General features: G+C 58.0%; 18 protein-coding genes and 1 pseudogene. 8 read left to right on the top strand and 11 right to left on the bottom strand.

Going from position 1 to position 19,353, the window contains the following annotated elements; all coding sequences use genetic code 11:
- Both Q0M74_RS06765 and aspS read right to left on the bottom strand, forming a co-directional pair.
- Window positions 1-325, bottom strand: a pseudogene (locus tag Q0M74_RS06765) (phosphotransferase); the annotation flags it as partial.
- Window positions 326-764: 439 nt separating this feature from the next.
- Complete coding sequence (gene aspS / locus Q0M74_RS06760; RefSeq protein WP_293952735.1) at window positions 765-2,597, bottom strand: aspartate--tRNA ligase; 1,833 nt, start codon at window positions 2,595-2,597, stop codon at window positions 765-767.
- A gap of 303 nt (window positions 2,598-2,900) precedes the next feature.
- On the opposite strand from aspS, the gene Q0M74_RS06755 reads away from it, so the two are divergent.
- A complete protein-coding gene (locus tag Q0M74_RS06755) occupies window positions 2,901-3,788 on the top strand; it encodes a neutral zinc metallopeptidase (RefSeq protein ID WP_293952733.1) in 888 nt (295 codons plus the stop codon).
- Here the strand turns inward: Q0M74_RS06755 and Q0M74_RS06750 are convergent.
- The 3 genes from Q0M74_RS06750 to Q0M74_RS06740 all read right to left on the bottom strand — a co-directional run bounded on the left by Q0M74_RS06750 (window position 3,785) and on the right by Q0M74_RS06740 (window position 5,036).
- A complete protein-coding gene (locus tag Q0M74_RS06750; RefSeq protein WP_293952731.1) occupies window positions 3,785-4,030 on the bottom strand; it encodes a hypothetical protein in 246 nt (81 codons plus the stop codon). The two genes, Q0M74_RS06755 and Q0M74_RS06750, sit on opposite strands and share 4 nt — an antisense overlap.
- Window positions 3,975-4,502, bottom strand: a complete 528-nt coding sequence (locus Q0M74_RS06745) for a C-terminal helicase domain-containing protein (RefSeq protein WP_293952729.1) — start codon at window positions 4,500-4,502, stop codon at window positions 3,975-3,977. The genes Q0M74_RS06750 and Q0M74_RS06745 overlap by 56 nt, the downstream gene beginning before the upstream one ends.
- Before the next feature lie 102 nt (window positions 4,503-4,604).
- Window positions 4,605-5,036 (bottom strand): hypothetical protein, encoded by a 432-nt coding sequence (locus tag Q0M74_RS06740; protein ID WP_293952727.1) that lies wholly within the window; start codon window positions 5,034-5,036, stop codon window positions 4,605-4,607.
- A 436-nt stretch (window positions 5,037-5,472) separates the two neighbouring features.
- Between Q0M74_RS06740 and Q0M74_RS06735 the strand changes: the two genes are divergently transcribed.
- The 4 genes from Q0M74_RS06735 (at window position 5,473) to Q0M74_RS06720 (ending at window position 8,845) form a co-directional block, all read left to right on the top strand.
- A complete protein-coding gene (locus tag Q0M74_RS06735) occupies window positions 5,473-6,210 on the top strand; it encodes a CBS domain-containing protein (RefSeq protein WP_293952725.1) in 738 nt (245 codons plus the stop codon).
- 119 nt (window positions 6,211-6,329) lie between these two features.
- Entirely contained in the window at window positions 6,330-7,451 is a 1,122-nt protein-coding gene (locus Q0M74_RS06730; RefSeq protein WP_293952723.1) for an LLM class flavin-dependent oxidoreductase, read from the top strand.
- 12 nt (window positions 7,452-7,463) lie between these two features.
- Entirely contained in the window at window positions 7,464-8,141 is a 678-nt protein-coding gene (locus Q0M74_RS06725; RefSeq protein ID WP_293952721.1) for an FMN reductase, read from the top strand.
- A 200-nt stretch (window positions 8,142-8,341) separates the two neighbouring features.
- Window positions 8,342-8,845 (top strand): GNAT family N-acetyltransferase, encoded by a 504-nt coding sequence (locus Q0M74_RS06720; protein ID WP_293952719.1) that lies wholly within the window; start codon window positions 8,342-8,344, stop codon window positions 8,843-8,845.
- On the opposite strand, the gene Q0M74_RS06715 is transcribed toward Q0M74_RS06720, so the two are convergent.
- The 3 genes from Q0M74_RS06715 to Q0M74_RS06705 all read right to left on the bottom strand — a co-directional run bounded on the left by Q0M74_RS06715 (window position 8,836) and on the right by Q0M74_RS06705 (window position 12,594).
- A complete protein-coding gene (locus Q0M74_RS06715; RefSeq protein WP_293952717.1) occupies window positions 8,836-10,530 on the bottom strand; it encodes a glycerol-3-phosphate dehydrogenase/oxidase in 1,695 nt (564 codons plus the stop codon). The two genes, Q0M74_RS06720 and Q0M74_RS06715, sit on opposite strands and share 10 nt — an antisense overlap.
- Window positions 10,531-10,613: 83 nt before the next feature.
- Window positions 10,614-11,903 carry a histidine--tRNA ligase gene (hisS, locus tag Q0M74_RS06710; RefSeq protein WP_293952715.1) on the bottom strand — a complete coding sequence of 430 codons (1,290 nt, stop codon included), beginning with the start codon at window positions 11,901-11,903 and terminating at the stop codon, window positions 10,614-10,616.
- 46 nt (window positions 11,904-11,949) lie between these two features.
- Window positions 11,950-12,594, bottom strand: coding sequence for an MBL fold metallo-hydrolase (locus Q0M74_RS06705; protein ID WP_293952713.1), 645 nt, complete (start codon window positions 12,592-12,594; stop codon window positions 11,950-11,952).
- Window positions 12,595-12,716: 122 nt separating this feature from the next.
- On the opposite strand from Q0M74_RS06705, the gene Q0M74_RS06700 reads away from it, so the two are divergent.
- The 3 genes from Q0M74_RS06700 to Q0M74_RS06690 all read left to right on the top strand — a co-directional run bounded on the left by Q0M74_RS06700 (window position 12,717) and on the right by Q0M74_RS06690 (window position 15,208).
- Complete coding sequence (locus Q0M74_RS06700; protein WP_293952711.1) at window positions 12,717-13,571, top strand: peptidylprolyl isomerase; 855 nt, start codon at window positions 12,717-12,719, stop codon at window positions 13,569-13,571.
- A 494-nt stretch (window positions 13,572-14,065) separates the two neighbouring features.
- Entirely contained in the window at window positions 14,066-14,629 is a 564-nt protein-coding gene (locus Q0M74_RS06695; RefSeq protein WP_293952709.1) for a hypothetical protein, read from the top strand.
- 306 nt (window positions 14,630-14,935) lie between these two features.
- Window positions 14,936-15,208 carry a hypothetical protein gene (locus tag Q0M74_RS06690; RefSeq protein ID WP_293952707.1) on the top strand — a complete coding sequence of 91 codons (273 nt, stop codon included), beginning with the start codon at window positions 14,936-14,938 and terminating at the stop codon, window positions 15,206-15,208.
- Between the two features lie 99 nt (window positions 15,209-15,307).
- Here Q0M74_RS06690 and Q0M74_RS06685 read toward each other — a convergent pair whose 3' ends face one another.
- From Q0M74_RS06685 to Q0M74_RS06675, 3 genes are all read right to left on the bottom strand, one after another.
- The gene (locus Q0M74_RS06685) at window positions 15,308-17,593 is read right to left on the bottom strand and encodes a bifunctional (p)ppGpp synthetase/guanosine-3',5'-bis(diphosphate) 3'-pyrophosphohydrolase (RefSeq protein ID WP_293952705.1); all 2,286 of its coding nucleotides are present in this window, start codon (window positions 17,591-17,593) and stop codon (window positions 15,308-15,310) included.
- 26 nt (window positions 17,594-17,619) lie between these two features.
- The gene (locus tag Q0M74_RS06680; RefSeq protein ID WP_293952703.1) at window positions 17,620-18,177 is read right to left on the bottom strand and encodes an adenine phosphoribosyltransferase; all 558 of its coding nucleotides are present in this window, start codon (window positions 18,175-18,177) and stop codon (window positions 17,620-17,622) included.
- Between the two features lie 3 nt (window positions 18,178-18,180).
- The coding region (locus tag Q0M74_RS06675) for a peptide ABC transporter (RefSeq protein ID WP_293952701.1) at window positions 18,181-19,353 on the bottom strand (1,173 nt) is incomplete at its 5' end.

Below are 19,353 nucleotides of genomic sequence, written 5' to 3'. Positions count from 1 at the left end.
CCGACAGGACGATGATGCGCTTGTCGATGTCATAGGCCAGGATGACCGGTCCGGGGCGGACCTCCTCAGTCAGTGAGGTGGTGAACTGGTAGGAGACGATTTCCCGCACCAGCGCGGAATCATCGAAGGGATCCCCGGTTGCCGGAACATACTTGAGAACAACCGAGCGCTGCTGCAGGAATGGCGAATTGGCTACGCGTGCACGCAATACAGCCGCGGTGCCGGAACCATTGAGCTGCTCCACCTCGCTGAGGTGCTGGGTTCCGCCATAACGCTTGGCCAGAAGATCCTCGGCGATCTCAACGATTTCTTGGTGGTTCAGCATGTGCTTCTACTCCTTATATTTCCCAGGCGCGGTTACCCGGGAGGTATCCCGTGTGCACGCTAGCATGCATGTGGTCGCATAACCGGCATTGCACTCCCGGTTTATGCATCTGCCAACCTTCCCCGGCTCTTGCCGGGGGACGACCAGTGGTGGTCAGCTCAGACTGCTGTAGTCGGCGATGCGTTTTCCGGACATCACCTTTGAGGTAGGGGCAGCCTGGGCAGAACCAGGGCTTAATCAATGATACAGAGCACTCTTGGCGAATGAGGTGTCCAGGCCACTTTACCCCCGGAAACGGGCAGGTGGCAGCAAAACAGGGCCCTCACTCAATCCGTGGTGCTGGTTGAGTGGGGACCCTGGTTCACATTCTCCTATGTGATCTCACCTCCGAAAAAAGGGTTGCACCCTCCGAGGTATGGGGAGATCAGGACAGGAATTGCTACTTCTGTGCGGCTTCTCCGGCAGGTGCCTCAGCGGCGTCAGCCTTGGCCTGTGGAGCCTTTGGCTTGGCGTCGATGCCGGCTTCCTTGCGCTGCTGCGGGGTGATCGCTGCAGGGGCCTCGGTCAGGGGGTCGATTCCGCCACCGGACTTCGGGAAGGCGATGACATCGCGGATGGAGTCGAATCCACCGAGCAGGGACACGATGCGGTCCCAGCCGAAGGCGATTCCGCCGTGTGGAGGTGCACCGAAGGCGAAGGCGTCCAGCAGGAAGCCGAATTTCTCGCGTGCTTCCTCCTCGGCGATACCCATGACCTTGAATACGCGCTCCTGGATGTCACGCTGGTGGATACGGATGGATCCACCACCGATCTCGTTACCGTTGCAGACGATGTCGTATGCGTAGGCCAGTGCGTCGCCAGGGTTCTCATCGAAGGTGTCGAGGAATTCCGGCTTCGGGGAGGTGAAGGCGTGGTGGACGGCGGTCCACTTGGAGTTGCCCAGGGCAACGTCACCGGATGCGGTGGCCTCGGCGGCAGGCTCAAACATTGGGGCGTCAACAACCCACACGAAGGACCAGTCACCGTCCTTGATCAGATCAAGCTTCTTGGCGATCTCATCACGAGCTGCGCCGAGCAGACCGCGGGAGGACTTGGTATCACCGGCTGCAAAGAAGATGCAGTCGCCCGGCTCAGCACCGACGTGGGCTGCAATGCCCTCGCGCTCTGCGTCGGTGATGTTCTTGGCCACTGGGCCACCGAGCTCGCCGTCTTCCCCCACGAGGATGTAGGCAAGGCCCTTGGCGCCGCGCTGCTTAGCCCATTCCTGCCATGCGTCGAGCTGACGACGTGGCTGGGATCCGCCCCCCTTCATCACGACTGCGCCGACGTACTCGTTCTTGAACACGCGGAAAGAGGTGTCCTTGAAGAAGTCGGTGCACTCGGTGATCTGAATGTCGAAACGCAGGTCCGGCTTGTCAGAACCATAGAGACGCATCGCGTCAGCGTAGGTAATGCGTGGGATCGGGAAGGTGATCTCATAATCGATCAGCTTCCAGACTTCGGCCAGGATCTCCTCGGCCAGGGCGATGACATCTTCCTGGTCAACGAAGGACATCTCAACATCGAGCTGAGTGAACTCCGGCTGGCGGTCTGCGCGGAAGTCCTCATCGCGGTAGCAGCGGGCGATCTGGTAGTAACGCTCCATGCCGGCGACCTGCAGCAGCTGCTTGAACAGCTGCGGGGACTGGGGCAGTGCGTAGAAGGTACCTGGCTTCAGGCGTGCCGGAACCAGGAAGTCACGCGCCCCCTCAGGGGTGGAACGGGTCAGGGTTGGGGTCTCGATCTCGGTGAAATCGTGACCGTCCAGCACGGTGCGGGCAGCCTTGTTGGCAGCGGAACGCAGACGTAGGGCGTTGGCCTGGGCGGGGCGACGCAGGTCCAGGTAACGGTACTTCAGGCGGGTCTCCTCGCCGACCTCACCAGCGGAGGATGCATCCTCGATCTGGAAAGGCAGCGGTGCGGACTCGTTGAGCACCTTGAATTCGGTGACGCTGATCTCGATGTCACCGGAGGCCAGGTTCGGGTTCTCAGAACCCTCCGGGCGCTTTTCGACGACGCCGGTGACCTGGAGGACGAACTCGCTGCGCAGTGCGTGTGCACGCTCGGCAACGTCCTCATTGCGGAAAACAACCTGGGAGATACCGGAGCGGTCACGAAGATCAATGAAGATCACGCCACCGTGGTCACGGCGACGGGCGACCCAGCCGGTCAGGGTCACTGACTGGCCAGCGTTTTCTTTACGAAGCTCGCCTGAAAGATGAGTGCGCAGCACGTGTAGGAGGTCCTTCCATTTGGTGATGTCAGATAAGACTGTCTATCGGTGGTTCTTAAAGGGGCATGTACCGAGCATGAACTGAACCGGTCCCCTGATTTAAGGATCCCAGCAGGAAAGTGCATATAACAACCACAAAGACAGTAACACTGGCATTGTACAGACCCCGGGCGACACTGGGAACCATCAACCCACCCCGGACCATGCCCGCAGGTACTCCTCCAGCACTGTCCCCCAAAAATATCTACCAATTTGTTACTCCCAATCCCCTACATCCGCAGCCGGTTATGGGATGATTCACACATGACTTTTCGTGGAGATGTTTCCCGCTCAGGCGGCAAAGCCCGAAAGGGCGGCGGCGGCCGTGGCATGGCTGTCGGCGGCGGCCTCGGCGGATTATTGATTGTTGGACTCTTCCTCCTACTCGGAGGAAACCCAGCTGAAGTACAGGACATGCTGGGTCAGGGCAATGATCAGGGCCAGGTGGAATCAGGTGAGCAGGACACCTTTGATCACTGCACCTCAGGTGAGATCGCCAATGAAGACCCTGAATGCCGTCTGTACTACACCTCCTTCTCTGTCAATGAGATGTGGGAGAGAGTTCTTCCTGAGCAGGCTGGCCTCGACTACCGGGAGCCCTACCTGACGCTTTTCGAGAACTCCGTTCAGTCGGGTTGTGGCATGGCGTCTTCTGCCACCGGCCCCTTCTACTGCCCTGGTGACGAGAGCGCCTACTTTGATGACAGCTTCTTCGCTCAGTTGGAGCAATTGGGCGGAAGCGACGCCTCCTTCTCCCAGATGTACGTGGTGGCCCATGAGTACGGTCACCACGTGCAGAATCTCGAGGGCACCCTCGGGCTGTCTGACTATAATGATCCGGGCCCTGATTCCAATGCGGTGAAGATCGAGCTGCAGGCCGACTGCTACGCAGGCATCTGGGGAGCTCACGCAGACAGCGGTCCGGATGCCATGTTGGAACCGATCTCCGATGAGGAACTCATGTCAGCCATCACCACTGCTCAGGCCATCGGCGATGACAACATCCAGCAACGTTCCGGCGGTGAGGTCAGCCCTGAGAGCTGGACCCACGGCTCCTCCGAGCAGCGCAAGGAAGCTTTCCTGGCAGGTTACAACTCCGGGCAGATGAGCGCCTGTGACTTCCTGGAGCGTGGCGCTTACCAGAACGCCTAGGCCTTCCCTTCCCCGCCATCAAGGCCCGGTCTGGCCCGTTCAGCATCGATTATGTTGGCGGCCAGCTGGGCCTCTGTCATATCCACAGCATCCGGGATGTCAGCAGATTCAAAGAAACCGGCATAGATATCAAAGATTTGTGCCTTAGCGGCAAGCATCTCCAGCATGTGTTCATCAGCGGTGTCATCACCGATCAGCCGGTGGATATTGACAGTGGAAATCGGCCCCCATGCGGTGCACACGGGCAACAGTCTGCTGTTCAATGGTCGGCCTGACCTGTGATTCGCAGATGATGACCTGGCTGGCGCTTTGAATATTCAGACCTACTCCTCCGGCGGCGCTCTGGGAGATCAAGGCGGAGCCAGCTGGGGTGTCGGCGAGGGCGTCAACAAGCTCTTGACGTTGAGTACTTGGCACACTACCTGCGATCCTTCCGATGACACCCTCGCCCAGGACACGTTCCAGTTCATCGAGCACATCGAGGAAGAAAGTAAAGATCAGTGTCTTGTGGCCGTGTTCCTCCGCTTCCTCCAGAAGTTCCATTATGCGGTTCATCTTCGCTGAGTGCGTGGTGCCAGGAGGCACCAACATGGCGGAAGGACGCATCCCCATCCAGTTACCATTTTTAATTTTCTGTTCATAAGCAGTACGGTCGGCTGGGCCCAGATCGATCCAGCCAATGGGATCAGTGCGTTGCGGGAGTTCATCAAGCACATCAGTCTGATTGTCAGGCGTTCCTGGTGGCTTAAGGCAATATCTGACCGGCGATGGGTATGTGGGATCAGGTCGGTGACACAGCGCTGGCCGGGGCGACAGCTATTGAGTGGCTAAAGCCTTGTACTCAGCACTGTTCGCTCGCACTGGGGTCACATAGGCTCCCTCTGCGCCCTTGGACGTCGTGACGTAGCCACGTACTCGCTTGGCCATTGTCTGGCGATCCCGCATCGGTGGCAACTCGTTCTTACCCCCGTCTGCAGCGATCTCCTGGGCGACCGCATAGGCGTGCTCATCGGCATCAATGATCGCAGCATCCGTCATGCGCTGACCAGCATGGCGCAGACGATCCCCAGTCTTCCAAGCATGACGAAACGCCGTCTCATCCCTAGCTGACCTGCCCTGCCGGATCCATAACACCCGAACCCCCTGGGCCAGCTCAGGATCATAAGCATCAAGGGTGCCCGATAATTCGGCTTCCACATCCTGGGACAGCGCTTTGAAGCGTTCTGCTTCCTCCCTGCGGGTACACACAGCGTTGATCAGCTCACGCCCGCTAGAAAACTGCTGGCGTGGCGTGCTGTACTGCTCCTGTCCCCGTCATTGCGCGTATCTCCGTCAATAGATCCCCCACTCGTCGCACCGCGTGGTTTTGGCGATACCACTTATACGCGGTGGGAGAATCGCCGGTGTAAAACGGTGGGAGAAATGACTATCATGACCTAACCATTATCCCATTGAATTTATCAGCTTGACTGACTGTTTCATCGCTCATGGCGGCACATCCTGGAGCTGTGGCTCATGGAATCTCACAGTCCTGTTGGGTTCGCGTGCTATAAGCCCTCTCATAATAAGTCCCGGTGTCAGTGACTACCGTTCCCGGAGTGACCGCGCAATCCGACGTTTCCATCAGGGGCCACCACATGACTACAGAATGCGTGGGGTGTCAGAATCGCTAAGGTGGGGTGCCATGAGCGAGCACGCAGACACCCGCGCCCCAGTAGTTGATCCGGCGGTCGCATTTTTGGCGGCATTCAATGATATTGAGGCGCATCTGCGCTCAGAACTCAATGCAAAACGTTCTGACAGTTTCCGCTGGATGGTGCGCCTGGCTGAGAAGAAACATTTAATCTCCTCCACCCAGGCCGAGAGCCTGGATGCATTTGCAGAATTGCGCAATGCCATCAGCCATGGCCAGTACAACAACTTCAAACCCATTGCCGATCCCCGCCCGGACACCATTGATTCCATTGAACAGATCCGTGATCTGCTCATCAATCCCCCGGTGGCACTGCAAGTCTTGTCCCGACAGAAGGTCCAACTGTTGAAGCTGGACGATCCGATCAGTGATGCGCTGGATATTGTACGCAGCACTGAGATTTCTCAGTTCCCGGTCTATGACGGCAAGAAGTATGTCTCTCTGCTGACCACCAACACCATTGCACGTTGGGTGGCTGCCGACCTGCAGGATAACCACAAGTTGGACGCACGAACCGTGCGTGAGGTGCTTGATTATGCAGAGACCTCTGATTCAGCCACCTTCATGCCCCGCACCGCCACGGCCCAGGAGGTCATCGATGTCATGACCGGATCTGAGCTCCCCTGGTCGGTGATCATCACTGAGCACGGGGAAGAGCATCAAACACCTCTGCGCATCATCAGTGGACGGGATATGCGCGCTCTCATTGAGTTCGTAGATGTGGACTGAGCTAGGTTTTCCGTGCGCGTTTCATAATTGTTGTTGCGTCAATCAACAATCCGCGCTATATTGGTGATACATCAACAAAGATTTTTCAATAGTTACTCCCAGAGGAAAGGACTCCCATCATGCAGTTCGGTATTTTCACCATCGGTGACGTCACCACAGATCCCACCAACGGCACCACCCCCACCGAGGCCGAGCGTATTGAAGCGATGACCAAAATCGCTCTCAAGGCCGAAGAGGTCGGTCTGGATGTATTTGCCACCGGCGAACACCACAACCCACCGTTTGTCCCTTCCTCCCCCACCACCCACCTGGCCTACATCGCGGCAAAGACAGAAAAGCTCCTGCTCTCCACCTCCACCACGCTGATCACCACCAATGACCCGGTGAAGATCGCCGAAGATTACGCCTTCCTCCAGCACCTCTCCGGTGGACGTGTAGACCTGATGATGGGACGCGGCAACACCGGCCCGGTCTATCCCTGGTTTGGCAAGGACATCCGTCAGGGCATCCCACTGGCCATTGAGAACTACCACCTGCTGCGTCGCCTCTGGCGTGAAGAGGTTGTGAACTGGCAGGGTAAGTTCCGCACCCCGCTGCAGGGATACACCTCCACCCCAGCACCTCTCGACGGCGTGGCCCCGTTTGTCTGGCATGGTTCCATCCGTTCCACCGAGATTGCCGAACAGGCCGCCTTCTACGGCGATGGCTTCTTCCACAACAACATCTTCTGGAACAAGGAACACACCGCTCAAATGGTGAACCTCTACCGTCAGCGCTTCGAATACTACGGTCATGGTCGTGCCGATCAGGCCATCGTCGGCCTCGGCGGCCAGGTCTTCATCGGTGATACCGAACAGCAGGCCAAGGACTTCTTCCGCCCATACTTCGACAACGCACCTGTCTACGGGCACGGGCCATCCCTGGAAGACTTCACCCGCATGACCCCACTGACCGTGGGCACCGCGGAACAGATCATCGAACGCACCATGGAATTCGCCGACTGGGTGGGCGACTACCAGCGTCAGCTCTTCCTCATGGACCACGCCGGCCTCCCACTGGAGGTTGTCCTCGACCAGATCGAACGCCTGGGCCGCGATGTTGTCCCAGAGGTTCGCCGTCGCATGGAGGAACGCCGCCCGGACCACGTTCCCTCCAATCCGCCAACCCATAAGACCCTGATGGAAAATCGGAACAGCCCACACTTCAAGGTCAGCCCCGGCCAGCCTGCCGACGCCGAATAAAGGAGCAGCACGATGCGTAAACTCACCGTTGTCACCGCCGGATTATCCAACCCATCAACAACCAGGTCTGTTGCCGATCAGCTCACCAATGCTGTGCAGGCAGCAGTCTCTGCACGTGGTGAATCCTTAGACATCGAGGTCATTGAGATCCGCGATCTCATCTTCGACCTCGCCACCTCCTTCACCTCTGCAGGTTTGAGCTCCCCGGCCCTGGACGCCGCCAAGAAGCGTCTGGCCAGTTCCGACGGGCTCATCGCTGTGACTCCGGTGTTCACCGCTAGCTACTCCGGCATCTTCAAGATGTTCTTCGATGTCCTGGATCCCAAGACCATCATCGGTCTGCCCACCATCGTCGCGGCATCAGCCGGAACCGCACGACACTCACTGGTATTGGATCACGCCATCCGTCCCCTGTTCAACTACCTTCGCGCCGTAGTCGTCCCCACCGGCGTCTTCGCCGCTACGGAGGACTTCGGTACCGAAGCAGGTGTGGAATTCGAACAGCGCGTCAACCGTGCCGCGGGTGAACTAGCCACACTGATGCTTCAGGACTTCACCAGCGTGCAGGGTCTGGGCGGTGCCACCGCCAACCAGGATGCCGATCTCTCCTATCGACGCACCGGCGTCAACCCAGGCGAGAACTTCTCCTCTTTCGCAGACCTGCTCAAAGGCCACGACGGCGAGGGCTAAAAACTAATCCTCCCCCCCCCTCACCCACCACAGCCTCATCGTTATGGTGGGTTTCTCATCGCACCCCAGAAGCAATCCTAAAACAGTGTTCTCACCAGCCCCGTTCAGGTATACCCGGAACGGGGCTTTCCATTAGACAAACAGCATAAGTCCACTACATTAGGGATCACCTAACCCCTACATGTTTAGAAGGCTTCGCCATGCCCACGGACCTACTCTCCTTCCGCCCGTTCTCCCATCAGGACTCCCCGTTTTTCACCCAGCTGGCCACAGACCGCCGGGTGGTTCAACATATCGGCAACGGCAAACCCTGGACTCCAAAGGAAATCAGCAAGAGGACCAAAGCCTCCCTAGCAGAAATCCCGCTGACCAAAGAAGGATCAGCACGTTGGTTCGTTGCTGAAATCAGCGAGGAATCCGTAGGTCTTTTAGCGTGTACCCGGCGCGCCACAGGCGTGGAGATCGGTTATTGGGTTTCTCCTGAGCACTGGGGACGGGGTATTGCCGGGACTCTGGTGGATCAGGCTCAGACTGATATTCCGGTCCTGTTTCAGACATCGACTCTGATTGCGCATGTGAGTCCGGATAATGAGGCTTCTGCCCGGGCGCTTATCCGGCGGGGCTTTGAGCGGGAGGCACAGGATAAGGATCTTGCTCGTTATGTGTGGTGTGCGCCCGCCCGATTGGAGAGTCTCTACCGGTAGGCCTTCAGTATGTCCTGAACCCTCTGTTGGGCGTTCAAATAATCAAGGATCTGTGCCTCCGTGTGTTCCTGAGACCAGCCGGATACTTCAGCCATGATCTCAGCGGTCTTTCGTACGGCATCCGAGGCTACAGTGCCGAGAGTCCCCAGAACAAGGCGACGGTCAAGCACATCTGCCAGATCTACTGCGGCTTCATCAGTAAGGGCGTAGACGACCTGTGCAGCGATATCAAGGCTGTCTCCGTGGGGATCAAGTCGCTGGGCTAGGTGTGGGTGTTGGATGACCATGTCGAGGATCCGGTGGTGTTCTGTTCCGTAGAGGCGTGCCAGGTGGATGCGGATGTTCTGGTCAAGTTGTGCACTCGGGTGGCTGCGTACTGCTGACTGGAATGCTTCTCCCACGGTGTCGTAGTCGCCGAATGAGGTGGAAAGCGGTTGGTATCGGGAGTCAAAGGACTTCACCGGTGGAAGTACCGGGGATTGGGTCTCAATGATGTGTTGCACCACCTTGTGCCCCATGAGGCGGGCGGTGGTCCATTTCCCTCCGGAGACTGACATCAGGCCGTCTATGCCCGCATCTGCGTGGTCATTGATGTCAAAGCGTCTGGATGAGGTGTAGGTTTCACTGCCATCATCAACCAGGGGGCGCACCCCCACCAGTGTGGAAATGATCTTTGCCCGGTCCAGAGGTTTCGCGCTCACCGAATCGATAGTCTCCAGCAATAGATCGATATCGGAGGCTTCAGCATGGGCATCATCGGCATTGCCCTCGATGGGAGTATCTGTGGGCCCGATGAGGGTTCTGCCCTGCCAGGGGTTCACGATCACGTGTTTCCCGTTTTTACCCCGGACGAAAACACCGTCGCGACCTCCCAGGTCACCGGCGAGCAGGTGGACACCTTTGGATTGTTTCACCCGTAGACCGGTGTACTTTGCGATATCGCCCAGTGCCTCAGCCACCCAGGGTCCGGCGGCATTGACCACCACGGGGGCATGGAACTGCGCTGTGTTGCCGGTGATCTGATCGGTGACCTCCACACCCGAGACCCGTCCAGCCTCTTCATTGCGGAGAATACGTGTCACCTTGGCGTGGTTGATCGCTGTGCCGCCACCTGCTGCAAATTCCTTGATGATGGCCAGCAGGAGACGTTCGGCATGCAGGTTGAGGGTGTCATCGTGGCGCCAGGCACCCTTGAGTCCTGTGGGGTTTAGCCAGGGAACTGCTTTGAGCAGTGCATCTTTCGGAATCCACCGGAAGCGTGGGGAGTGCTTATCCGGGGACAGGCCTTGATTACGCTTCCAGGCCATGGCTTCATAGAGGGCGACGCCAGCTCCCAGGACCGGTGCCTTAGGTTCGGACCACTCGAAGGCGGTGAGCATGAAGCTGCGTGGTGCCACCAGGTGTGGGGCGGCAATGCCTAAGTAGCGGCGTTCCCTGATGGCTTCCTGCACCACGGCGAAATCATGCTGTTCCAGATAGCGCAGACCACCGTGGATCATCTTTGAGGTGGCCGCCGATGTGCCGGAAGAGAAATCTTTGGCCTCGACAACAAGTGTGCGCAGTCCCCTACCCCCTGCATGCCGGGCAATCTGTGCACCGGAGATTCCCCCACCGATCACGATGACATCGTAGTGATCAAGCACGGGGGCACCGATCCTGCGGGCATCAAACAAGGCGGTCGTCATTCACAAAATCCTACTGAAAAACCCCTGGGTCCACAGCGTAAAGCGCACTGTGGATCCAGGGGTGGGCGCCGATAAGCGTGGTGTTAAGCCAGCTTCGCCTTCAGGTCTGCGACAACCTCAGACAGGGCGATGTTCTGCTGATCGTGGGCAACCATGTTCTTGAGAGCAATGGTGCCGTTCTCCAGCTCCTGATCACCCAGCACCAGGGTGTAGAGAGAACCGGAGCGGTCTGCACCCTTCATGGCACCCTTGAGGCCACGGTCACCATAGGACATATCAGCACTGATGCCCGCGGCACGCAGATCATTGATGATGCCAGCCATGGCCTTCTTGGCAGCCTGGCCCAGTGGGACGCCGTAGACATCCACGCGACGCTCCTGGCCGACGGTCACACCTTCAGCCTCAAGTGCCAACATGGTGCGGTCCACACCGAGGCCATAACCGATACCGGAGAGGTCCTGACCACCGAGCTGGCCCATCAGACCGTCATAGCGTCCACCGCCACCGATACCTGACTGCGCGCCGAGGCCATCATGGATGAATTCAAAACAGGTCTTGGTATAGTAATCCAGGCCGCGGACCATACGTGGGTTGATCACATAAGGTACACCCATATTATCGAGCAGACCGGTGACGGTCTCGAAGTGCTCGCGACACTCTGCATCCAGGTGATCAAGCATGAGCGGTGCATCCGCAGTCATCTCCTGCACCTCAGGGCGCTTGTCATCCAACACACGCAGCGGATTGATCTCCGCACGCTTGCGGGTTTCCTCATCCAGCGGCAGGTTGAGCAGGAAATCCTGCAGCTTCTGACGGTAGGCCGGGCGGCAGTTGCTATCGCCCAGGCTGGTGATCTCCAGGCGGAAACCGGTCAAGCCCAGGGAACGGTAACTACGGTCCGCCAACGCGATGATCTCCGCATCCAGTGCCGGATCATCCACACCGATAGCCTCCACACCAACCTGCTGGAGCTGGCGGTAACGGCCAGCCTGAGGACGCTCATAACGGAAGAAGGGGCCTGCGTAGTTGAGCTTGACCGGCAACTGTCCGCGGTCCAGGCTGTGCTCGATGACAGCACGCATGACACCGGCGGTGCCCTCAGGGCGCAGGGTGACAGAACGCTCACCACGGTCAGCGAAGGTGTACATCTCCTTGCTCACCACGTCGGTGGACTCACCCACACCGCGGGCAAAAAGTCCGGTGTCCTCAAAGATCGGCAGTTCAATGTGTTCAAAACCAGCCAGGTGTGCCTGTTTGATGAAGGTGTCACGCACAGCGACAAAGGCCGCGGACTTCGGCGGTGCATAATCTGGTACACCCTTGGGTGCGGCAAAAGGCTTGATCTTCACGGACTTGGTGTTTTTATCACTCACGATTATCAACGATACCTATTCTGTTTATTTACTCGGGACGCAGGGATCAGTTCGGGCGCAGGGCAAGGAGGAAGGGGTTACTCACACGTTCTGCACGCATGGTGGTGGTCGGACCGTGCCCGGGCAGGACCTGCAGCGAATCATCCAACTCCAGAACAACCGTGCGCAGAGAGCGGTTCATTGCTTCCTCATCAGACCACTCAAAATCAGTGCGCCCGATAGAACCCTTAAACAGCACATCGCCACTGAAGCAGTAGGTCTCGCCCACCAGCATCATGCAACCTGGTGAATGACCGGGGGCATGAACCAGACGGAATTCCTCACCGGCCAGTGTGATGGTCTCCCCGTCCACCAGATCATGCAGATCATCCGGTGAGACCATGTTGTCAGCATCAAAAAGCATGGCTGTCTGAGTACCCGAGCCCTTGTATGCCTCCAGGAAGAAAACATCATCAGGGTGGATGTACACCGGCGCATTGAAACGCTTGGACAAGGTTCCCGAATCACGGGTGTGATCAATGTGCCCATGGGTGAGCACAATCTTGTCAACAGTCAGTTTATTAGTGGTGATGTACTCCACCAGATCATCATGAGCATGCATTCCGGGATCAACAATCGCCACCTGACCATCACCGACAACGACATAACAATTGGTCTTGTACGGACCTGCTGCAAAACCGAGAATCTCCATGGTGGCCTAGTCTAATCCGCACCCCTGACAGGAACACCATTCAGCACCTGTTGGGTGGATGGTTAGAATGAATAGGAATTTTGATCAAGGAACATTCCAACAAGTCAAAGGGATACAACTCGGTGAGCAATAATAAGGAACGGCGCCAGGAGGCACTCTCCCAGCTCGACAAAGAGCTGAAGAGCCGGGACCGTAAGGAAAAGACCAAACCACTGACGGTGGTGGTCGCATCACTGGCGGTCATCCTCATGGTGGTCGGTGGAATCTGGTACGCCGCCACCCAGGGCGGCGAGGATGAAGCGATTACCGCTGATGAGTCCTCCCAGGCCACCACCCCGGCTGAGACCGATTTCGAGCCACTGGCGATCAGCCGCACCACCCCACTCGAGGACACCGTCACCTGCTCCTACGAGGAGTTCGGTGAAGCTTCCCGTGAGGTATCCCAGCCTGAGACTGAGGACATCTCCACTGAAGGCACTGTCACGGTCAACCTGTCGACCAACCAGGGTGAGATCGGTATGGAACTGGACCGCACGGTCGCTCCCTGCACAGTCAACGCCATCGAGCACCTGGCATCCGAGGGCTACTACGACGACGTGGTCTGCCACCGTCTGACCACCTCCGGCATCTACGTTCTGCAGTGTGGCGACCCATCCGGCTCCGGTGCCGGCGGCCCAGGCTTCCAGTTCGCCAACGAGTACCCCACTGATGTCACTGATGAAGCTGAGCAGAACACCCCGGTGATCTACGAGCGTGGCACCATCGCCATGGCCAATGCCGGTCAGGACACCAACGGTTCCCAGTTCTTCCTCAACTACGAGGATTCCCCACTGCCACCGGTCTACACCTACTTCGGTCAGATCTCCGATGAAGGCCTGGAGACCCTGGACGCCATCGCTGAAGCCGGTGTCACCGGCGACGGCGGAGATGGTGCTCCCGCTGAAGAGGTCATCATCGAATCCGCCTCTGTTGCCTAACCTCTACCGCTTAATCTGTACGACACTGTGCAACGGCAGTAGACATTGAAGTTTCAGTAGTCATTGCTCCGATACCGCCCCTACCCCCGAGGATGAGAATTTCCATCTTCAGGGAGGCAGGGGCGGTTTCGCTTTGCTGTTGACATGTTCCCCTCTGGGGGCGACCAGCCCCTCATGCTTATTTTTCAAGTCAGCAGGAGAACACAACTCACGCAAAGAGTCCTGCCAGACAACCGTGAACGCATAGTTGCTGGATGTTGCCTGTCAACGACCATGGAATTAACAACCCCGAACAGGGGTGATCTAGCTTATGGGTCTTCAAGGTATCACGAAGCAATGCTTAAGAAATCTGCTTGTTTGCTCAGAAATCTGCCCCAAATGTAACTCCGGTAACATCTCACACTCGTTTAGATCACGAAAGGCTTGCACCACCCTGGGTGCGGGGTTACAGTGATCGAAGATATTTCACCTCTACCTCACGAAGGACCCAGGACATGAAGCTTTTCTCACGTACCTCCCTGGTTGCGTTCGGTACCGCAGCTGCTCTCGGCGTTACCTCCCTCACCGCACCTGCATTCGCGGAGGAGAACCCCGCCGACGTCACTGACAACGTGGTGGCTGCAACCCCTGCAGACATTGTTGAGGAGGTAGAAGACGTTGTTGAGGACGTCGTCACCGAAGAGCTGAAGCTTACCCAGCCTGCACTGATCACCGGCAACGTCGGCACCAAGATTGCCACCACCACCGTTGAAACCTCCTCCGGTGTGGCCGAGTCCTTCACCGCAAGCAACCTGCCTACCGGTGTCTTCATCAACAATGATGGTGAGATCTTCGGCACCCCGTCCAAGACCTTCTCCGGCGCTGCAACCGTCACCGCAACCGACCCTGCCGGCAAGACCGCCAAGATCGCCGTTAACTTCAACATCGACGAAGAGCAGTCCAACGGCTCCTCCGACATGGACAACATCAATGACTGGATCAAGATCATCACCGCAGTCATCGGTGCCCTGACCACCGTCCTGACCTTCACCAGCCGCCTGGATTCCTTCATGAAGTAAAGCCACTCAGGCTTCATGCAGTAGCTGGTTCTGCAGTGAACTCCCCCGCAATTTTTGCTGGGGAGTTCTTCTTTTCCCAGGTTCATCCATCTCCTCCGGGGCAAGCCGCTCATCGATGATCTGCCCGGTGATCACCATCCAGCCACACACCTTCCCCTTCCCACCACCATTCCTGAGGAAAACGGCCTGACCTGCAGTTTTTATCAGGATTTTCTCATGTTCCTCCATCACGAAAAGCTTGCAACTGTATAACAGTAGGATTAAGGTGAAGGAACAATTTCACGTTCGAAATAAAGGATCATGATCATGATGCGTTTCTCCCGTGCTTCCCTGCTTGCTCTCAGCACTGCAGCTGCTGTTACCGCCTCCTCCCTGACCTCTCCTGCTTTTGCTGAAGAGCAGCCCATCCCCGCTATCATCCACGTCGCCCAGGCAGAGACCACGGAAAACAGCTCCTCCGGCTCATCAGATATGGATATAGACGACATCTCTGAGTACGTACTGCTCATCACCGGCATCGTCAGCATCCTCAGCGCGGGCCTCAGCCTGGCCACCGCTCTTGAGCGTTCAGCTCGCTAAACGCCCAAAAATCTCTACATCACACAAAAATACCCTCAGGACCTGAGCAAACAGGCCTGAGGGTATTTTGATATGCTTTCCGATATTACTTCACAATGATCAGCCGCCGGAGGTCACGCGGTAAACATCGAAGACACCTTCCGCATTACGCAGCTGGGTCATCAGGGAACCGAGCTGCTTGGTATCAGAGACTGCGAAGGTGAAACGCACGGTGGCGACACGGTCCTCGGAGCAGTGGGAGTTCATCGCCGTCACAGAGACCTGCTGGTCATTGATCACGCGGGTGAGCTCGAAGAGGAGTCCGGAACGATCCAGTGCTTCTAGCTGCAGGGTGGCGGAGAATACCGAACCCTGGCCTTCTGATGCCCAGGCGACCTGGACCATGCGTTCTGGTTCCTCGCGGAGTTTCTCAGCGTTGGTGCAGTCGGTGCGGTGGACGGAGACGCCACCACCACGGGTGACAAACCCGAAAATCTCATCACCGGGCACCGGCATGCAGCACTTGGCCAGTTTCGCCATGACATCTGGGCTGCCCTCGACCAGAATGCCGGCACCGCTGTCGCCAGCGACCGTCCGTGAGCTGACCAGCTCGCTGAATGGGGTGCGTGCCACCAGTGCATCCTCGGCGTCCTCCACATCGCCGAAGATGGCCATGAGTCGGTTAGCCACGTGCTGCGCGGAGACAGAGCCCGAGCCGATCGCGGTGTAGAGGGCATCCACATCCGAGTAGTGTAGCTCTGTGGCTACCTTCTTCATGGAGGTTGCGGTAAACAGGCGGTGCATGGGCAGGCCACCACGCTGAATGACGGCAGCGAGTGAATCACGGCCGGCGTCCAGGTATTCCTCACGGCGTTCCTTGGCAAACCACTGGCGGATCTTCGCCTTGGCCCGCGGGGAGACCACAAAGTCCTGCCAGCCACGACTGGGGCCGGCATTGGGGTCCTTGGAGGTGAAGACCTCCACGCGGTCGCCGGACTTCAGACTTGTTTCCAGCGCGACCAGGTTGCCGTTGATCTTAGCGCCAATGCAGCGGTGACCGACCTCGGTGTGGACTGCGTAGGCGAAGTCCACCGGGGTGGAATCTACCGGCAGATTGACCACATCGCCCTTGGGGGTAAACACGAAAATCTGCTTGGAGGTCAGGTCATAGCGCAAGCTGTCCAGGAACTCGTTGGGGTCCGCAGCTTCCTTCTGCCAGTCGAGCAGCTGGCGCATCCACGCCATCTGATCGACTTCTTCCCGGTCACCGGAGTGGGAACCCTTGGTTTCCTTATAACGCCAGTGCGCTGCAATACCGAACTCGGCGTTGTAGTGCATCTCGTGGGTACGTGCCTGGACTTCCAGGGGCTTGCCACCCGGTCCCATCACCGTGGTGTGCAGTGATTTGTACACCCCGAAACGAGGGGCGGAGATATAGTCCTTGAAACGCCCCGGGAGAGCATTGAACAGGGAGTGCACGACACCGATGGCGGCATAACAGTTATTGACGTTATCCACCAAGATGCGGATACCCACCAGGTCGAAGATGTCATCAAAATCGCGGCCTCGGACGATCATCTTCTGATAGATCGACCAGTAGTGCTTCGGACGGCCGAGTACCTCGGCGGCGATGTTGTTTTCCCGCAGGCCACCGGTGACCTGGTCGATGATCTCCTTGAGGTAGCGGTCGCGCGATGGCGCGCGATCTGCTACCAGGCGGACGATCTCCTCATATTTCTTCGGATACAGGATGGCAAAAGCCAGATCTTCAAGTTCCCACTTGATACTGGCCATCCCCAGACGGTGCGCCAGGGGCGCAATGACCTCAAGGGTCTGGCGGGCCTTCTTAGCCTGCTTCTCCGGGGGCAGGAAACGCATGGTGCGCATGTTGTGGAGGCGGTCAGCCACCTTGATCACCAACACGCGGGGATCCTGACTCATGGCCACGATCATCTTGCGGATGGTCTCTGCCTCCGCTGCAGCACCCAGGGCGACCTTGTCCAGCTTGGTCACTCCGTCGACAAGCCTGGCCACCTCTTCCCCGAAATCCCGGGTGAGATCATCGAGGGAGTAATCAGTGTCCTCCACGGTGTCATGCAGCAGGGCTGCCACCAGCGTGGTGGTGTCCATGCCGATCTCCGCGGCGATAGTGGTTACCGCGAGCGGGTGCGTGATGTAGGGATCCCCAGATTTACGGATCACCCCCACGTGCAAGCGCTCGGCGGTGGAATAGGCGCGTTCAAGAACACCGACATCCGCCTTCGGGTGGAACTGCCGGTGGATGCTCAGCAAAGGGTCCAGAACCGGGTTGGTCCGGACTCTGCTTCCCGTGAGGCTCCGGGCGAGCCTGGCCGACATGCTGCGCATACCAATTGTCGATTTCTGCGGGTTACGCTCCAGACTCATGTTCTTGTTGCCTTTCTGAAATTCCGCTACTGCGGATCCCTGATCACGTGAACGGGGATGTCCCCCAGACGCTCCCTGCCATTGAGACCACCGACCTCAATGGCGAGAACATAACCGTTGACGACCCCGCCACAGGATTCAATCAGTTTACGTGCTGCAGCGAGAGTGCCGCCGGTGGCAAGCACATCATCAATCAACACGACCTTCTTACCTTCAAGATCCAAACCCTCGGATGGCAGCTCAAGTGCTGCAGAGCCGTACTCAAGTTCATACTCCTGGGTGACCACAGGTGGGGGGAGCTTACCCCGCTTCCGGATCGCGATGACACCCAGTCCAAGTTTGTAGGCCACAGCAGATCCCAACAGGAATCCACGGGCATCCAGCCCACCGATGACCTCGGCGCCAAGATTCTTCGCTGCCTCGGCCTGAGCATCCACCACGGCTGCAAACGCCTCAGCGTTGGCCAGCACAGGGGTCAGATCCTCAAAGAGCACACCTTCCTCCGGGAAGTCCTGCACATAGCGGGTGTGCTCAACAAGAGCAGCTCGCGCCTTGGCGAAGCTGTCTGTTTCGGTCTCGGTCACTTCTTAGTCCTCACTTCTGGACCAGCGGTCCATGTTCCATCCGATACTGGAAAGATCCGTATTCACCACCACGTTACCGACTGTGCGGTCGATCACGAACACTCGGGGTTGCGCCGCGAGCGGGATCGATGGAACATCGGTCCATAACTGCTCTTCAGTCTGGCGGGTGGAAATCGGATCGGAGCCCAGGGAATCCACTGTTTCAAACTCGCGGCTGGGGTCCACTGAACGTAGCACTGCATCCAGGGAGCCTTCAAAATACTCCTCATAACCCCATTCACTGACCACAGTTCTGCTGAGATCACGCAAGCTCACAGCTTCGTGTGATGCGTCCACCACGGTGATACCGGCAGGTTCACAACTGGCACGGATGGATTCCACCATGGCAGCTTTACGCTCATCCGGTCCGTCATAACCAATACGGATGGTGGATCCCGCCAGAGCAGAAGCCCTGCCGATATCCACCGCCATGTAGCGTGCCGGCATATCACCCAGCTGCTGGACCACGGGGTTGGTGGCACGCACGGAATTAACCCCCACCGGGGGCACATTGATCCCAGATACGCTTGACGACGCCGCCGCCACCGCATACTGGTCCACACAAGCGGCGAAAGCCTGCCGGGCCTGCTCACCGTAGAAAACACCCGCTGAACCCAAGGTCAGCTGTTCGGTGAGCACCCCGACCTCCTCATGGACGTCATAGGGATTAAGTGGATCATCCCGGTTCACCCAGGAGGCATCCTCCCAGGAACCGATATCAGCGATCTGGAGGTTACCGGCCTGGGCAATCGCATCCAGGTCAGCCCCCTTAGGCCAGACAACTATCTCCGATTGACGTGGCTGATCACCACTGTAGAACTCATTAGGACTGAGCATCACTTCACCAAACTCCCCCACCCCGGTGACCTTGAACGGTCCCGAAGAGATCTGGAGTTCAGGATCAAAAGACTCCAGCTGAAAACCGTCGTTCCAGATGCGGGCCGGTTCCTCCAGTGCGACGACGTCCTCATCCTGCAATGCCCTGTTGAGCTCTTCCAAGGTGATGCCCGCCTTGTTGGCGATGGCGTGGGCAGGCAGCAGCGTGCCCTGTTCAAAGAGATAGCGCCAACGGGAACCAAAGCCCTCCTTGAACACCACCGTGGCTGAACGTGATCCACTCTGGCAGTCCACCCGCTC

Origin of the sequence: uncultured Corynebacterium sp., assembly GCF_945649885.1 — a bacterium.
In the GTDB taxonomy this organism is placed as follows: Bacteria; Actinomycetota; Actinomycetes; order Mycobacteriales; family Mycobacteriaceae; genus Corynebacterium.
The sequence above is the reverse complement of the archived record's forward strand: the minus strand, read 5'-3'. Positions and strand labels throughout refer to the sequence as shown.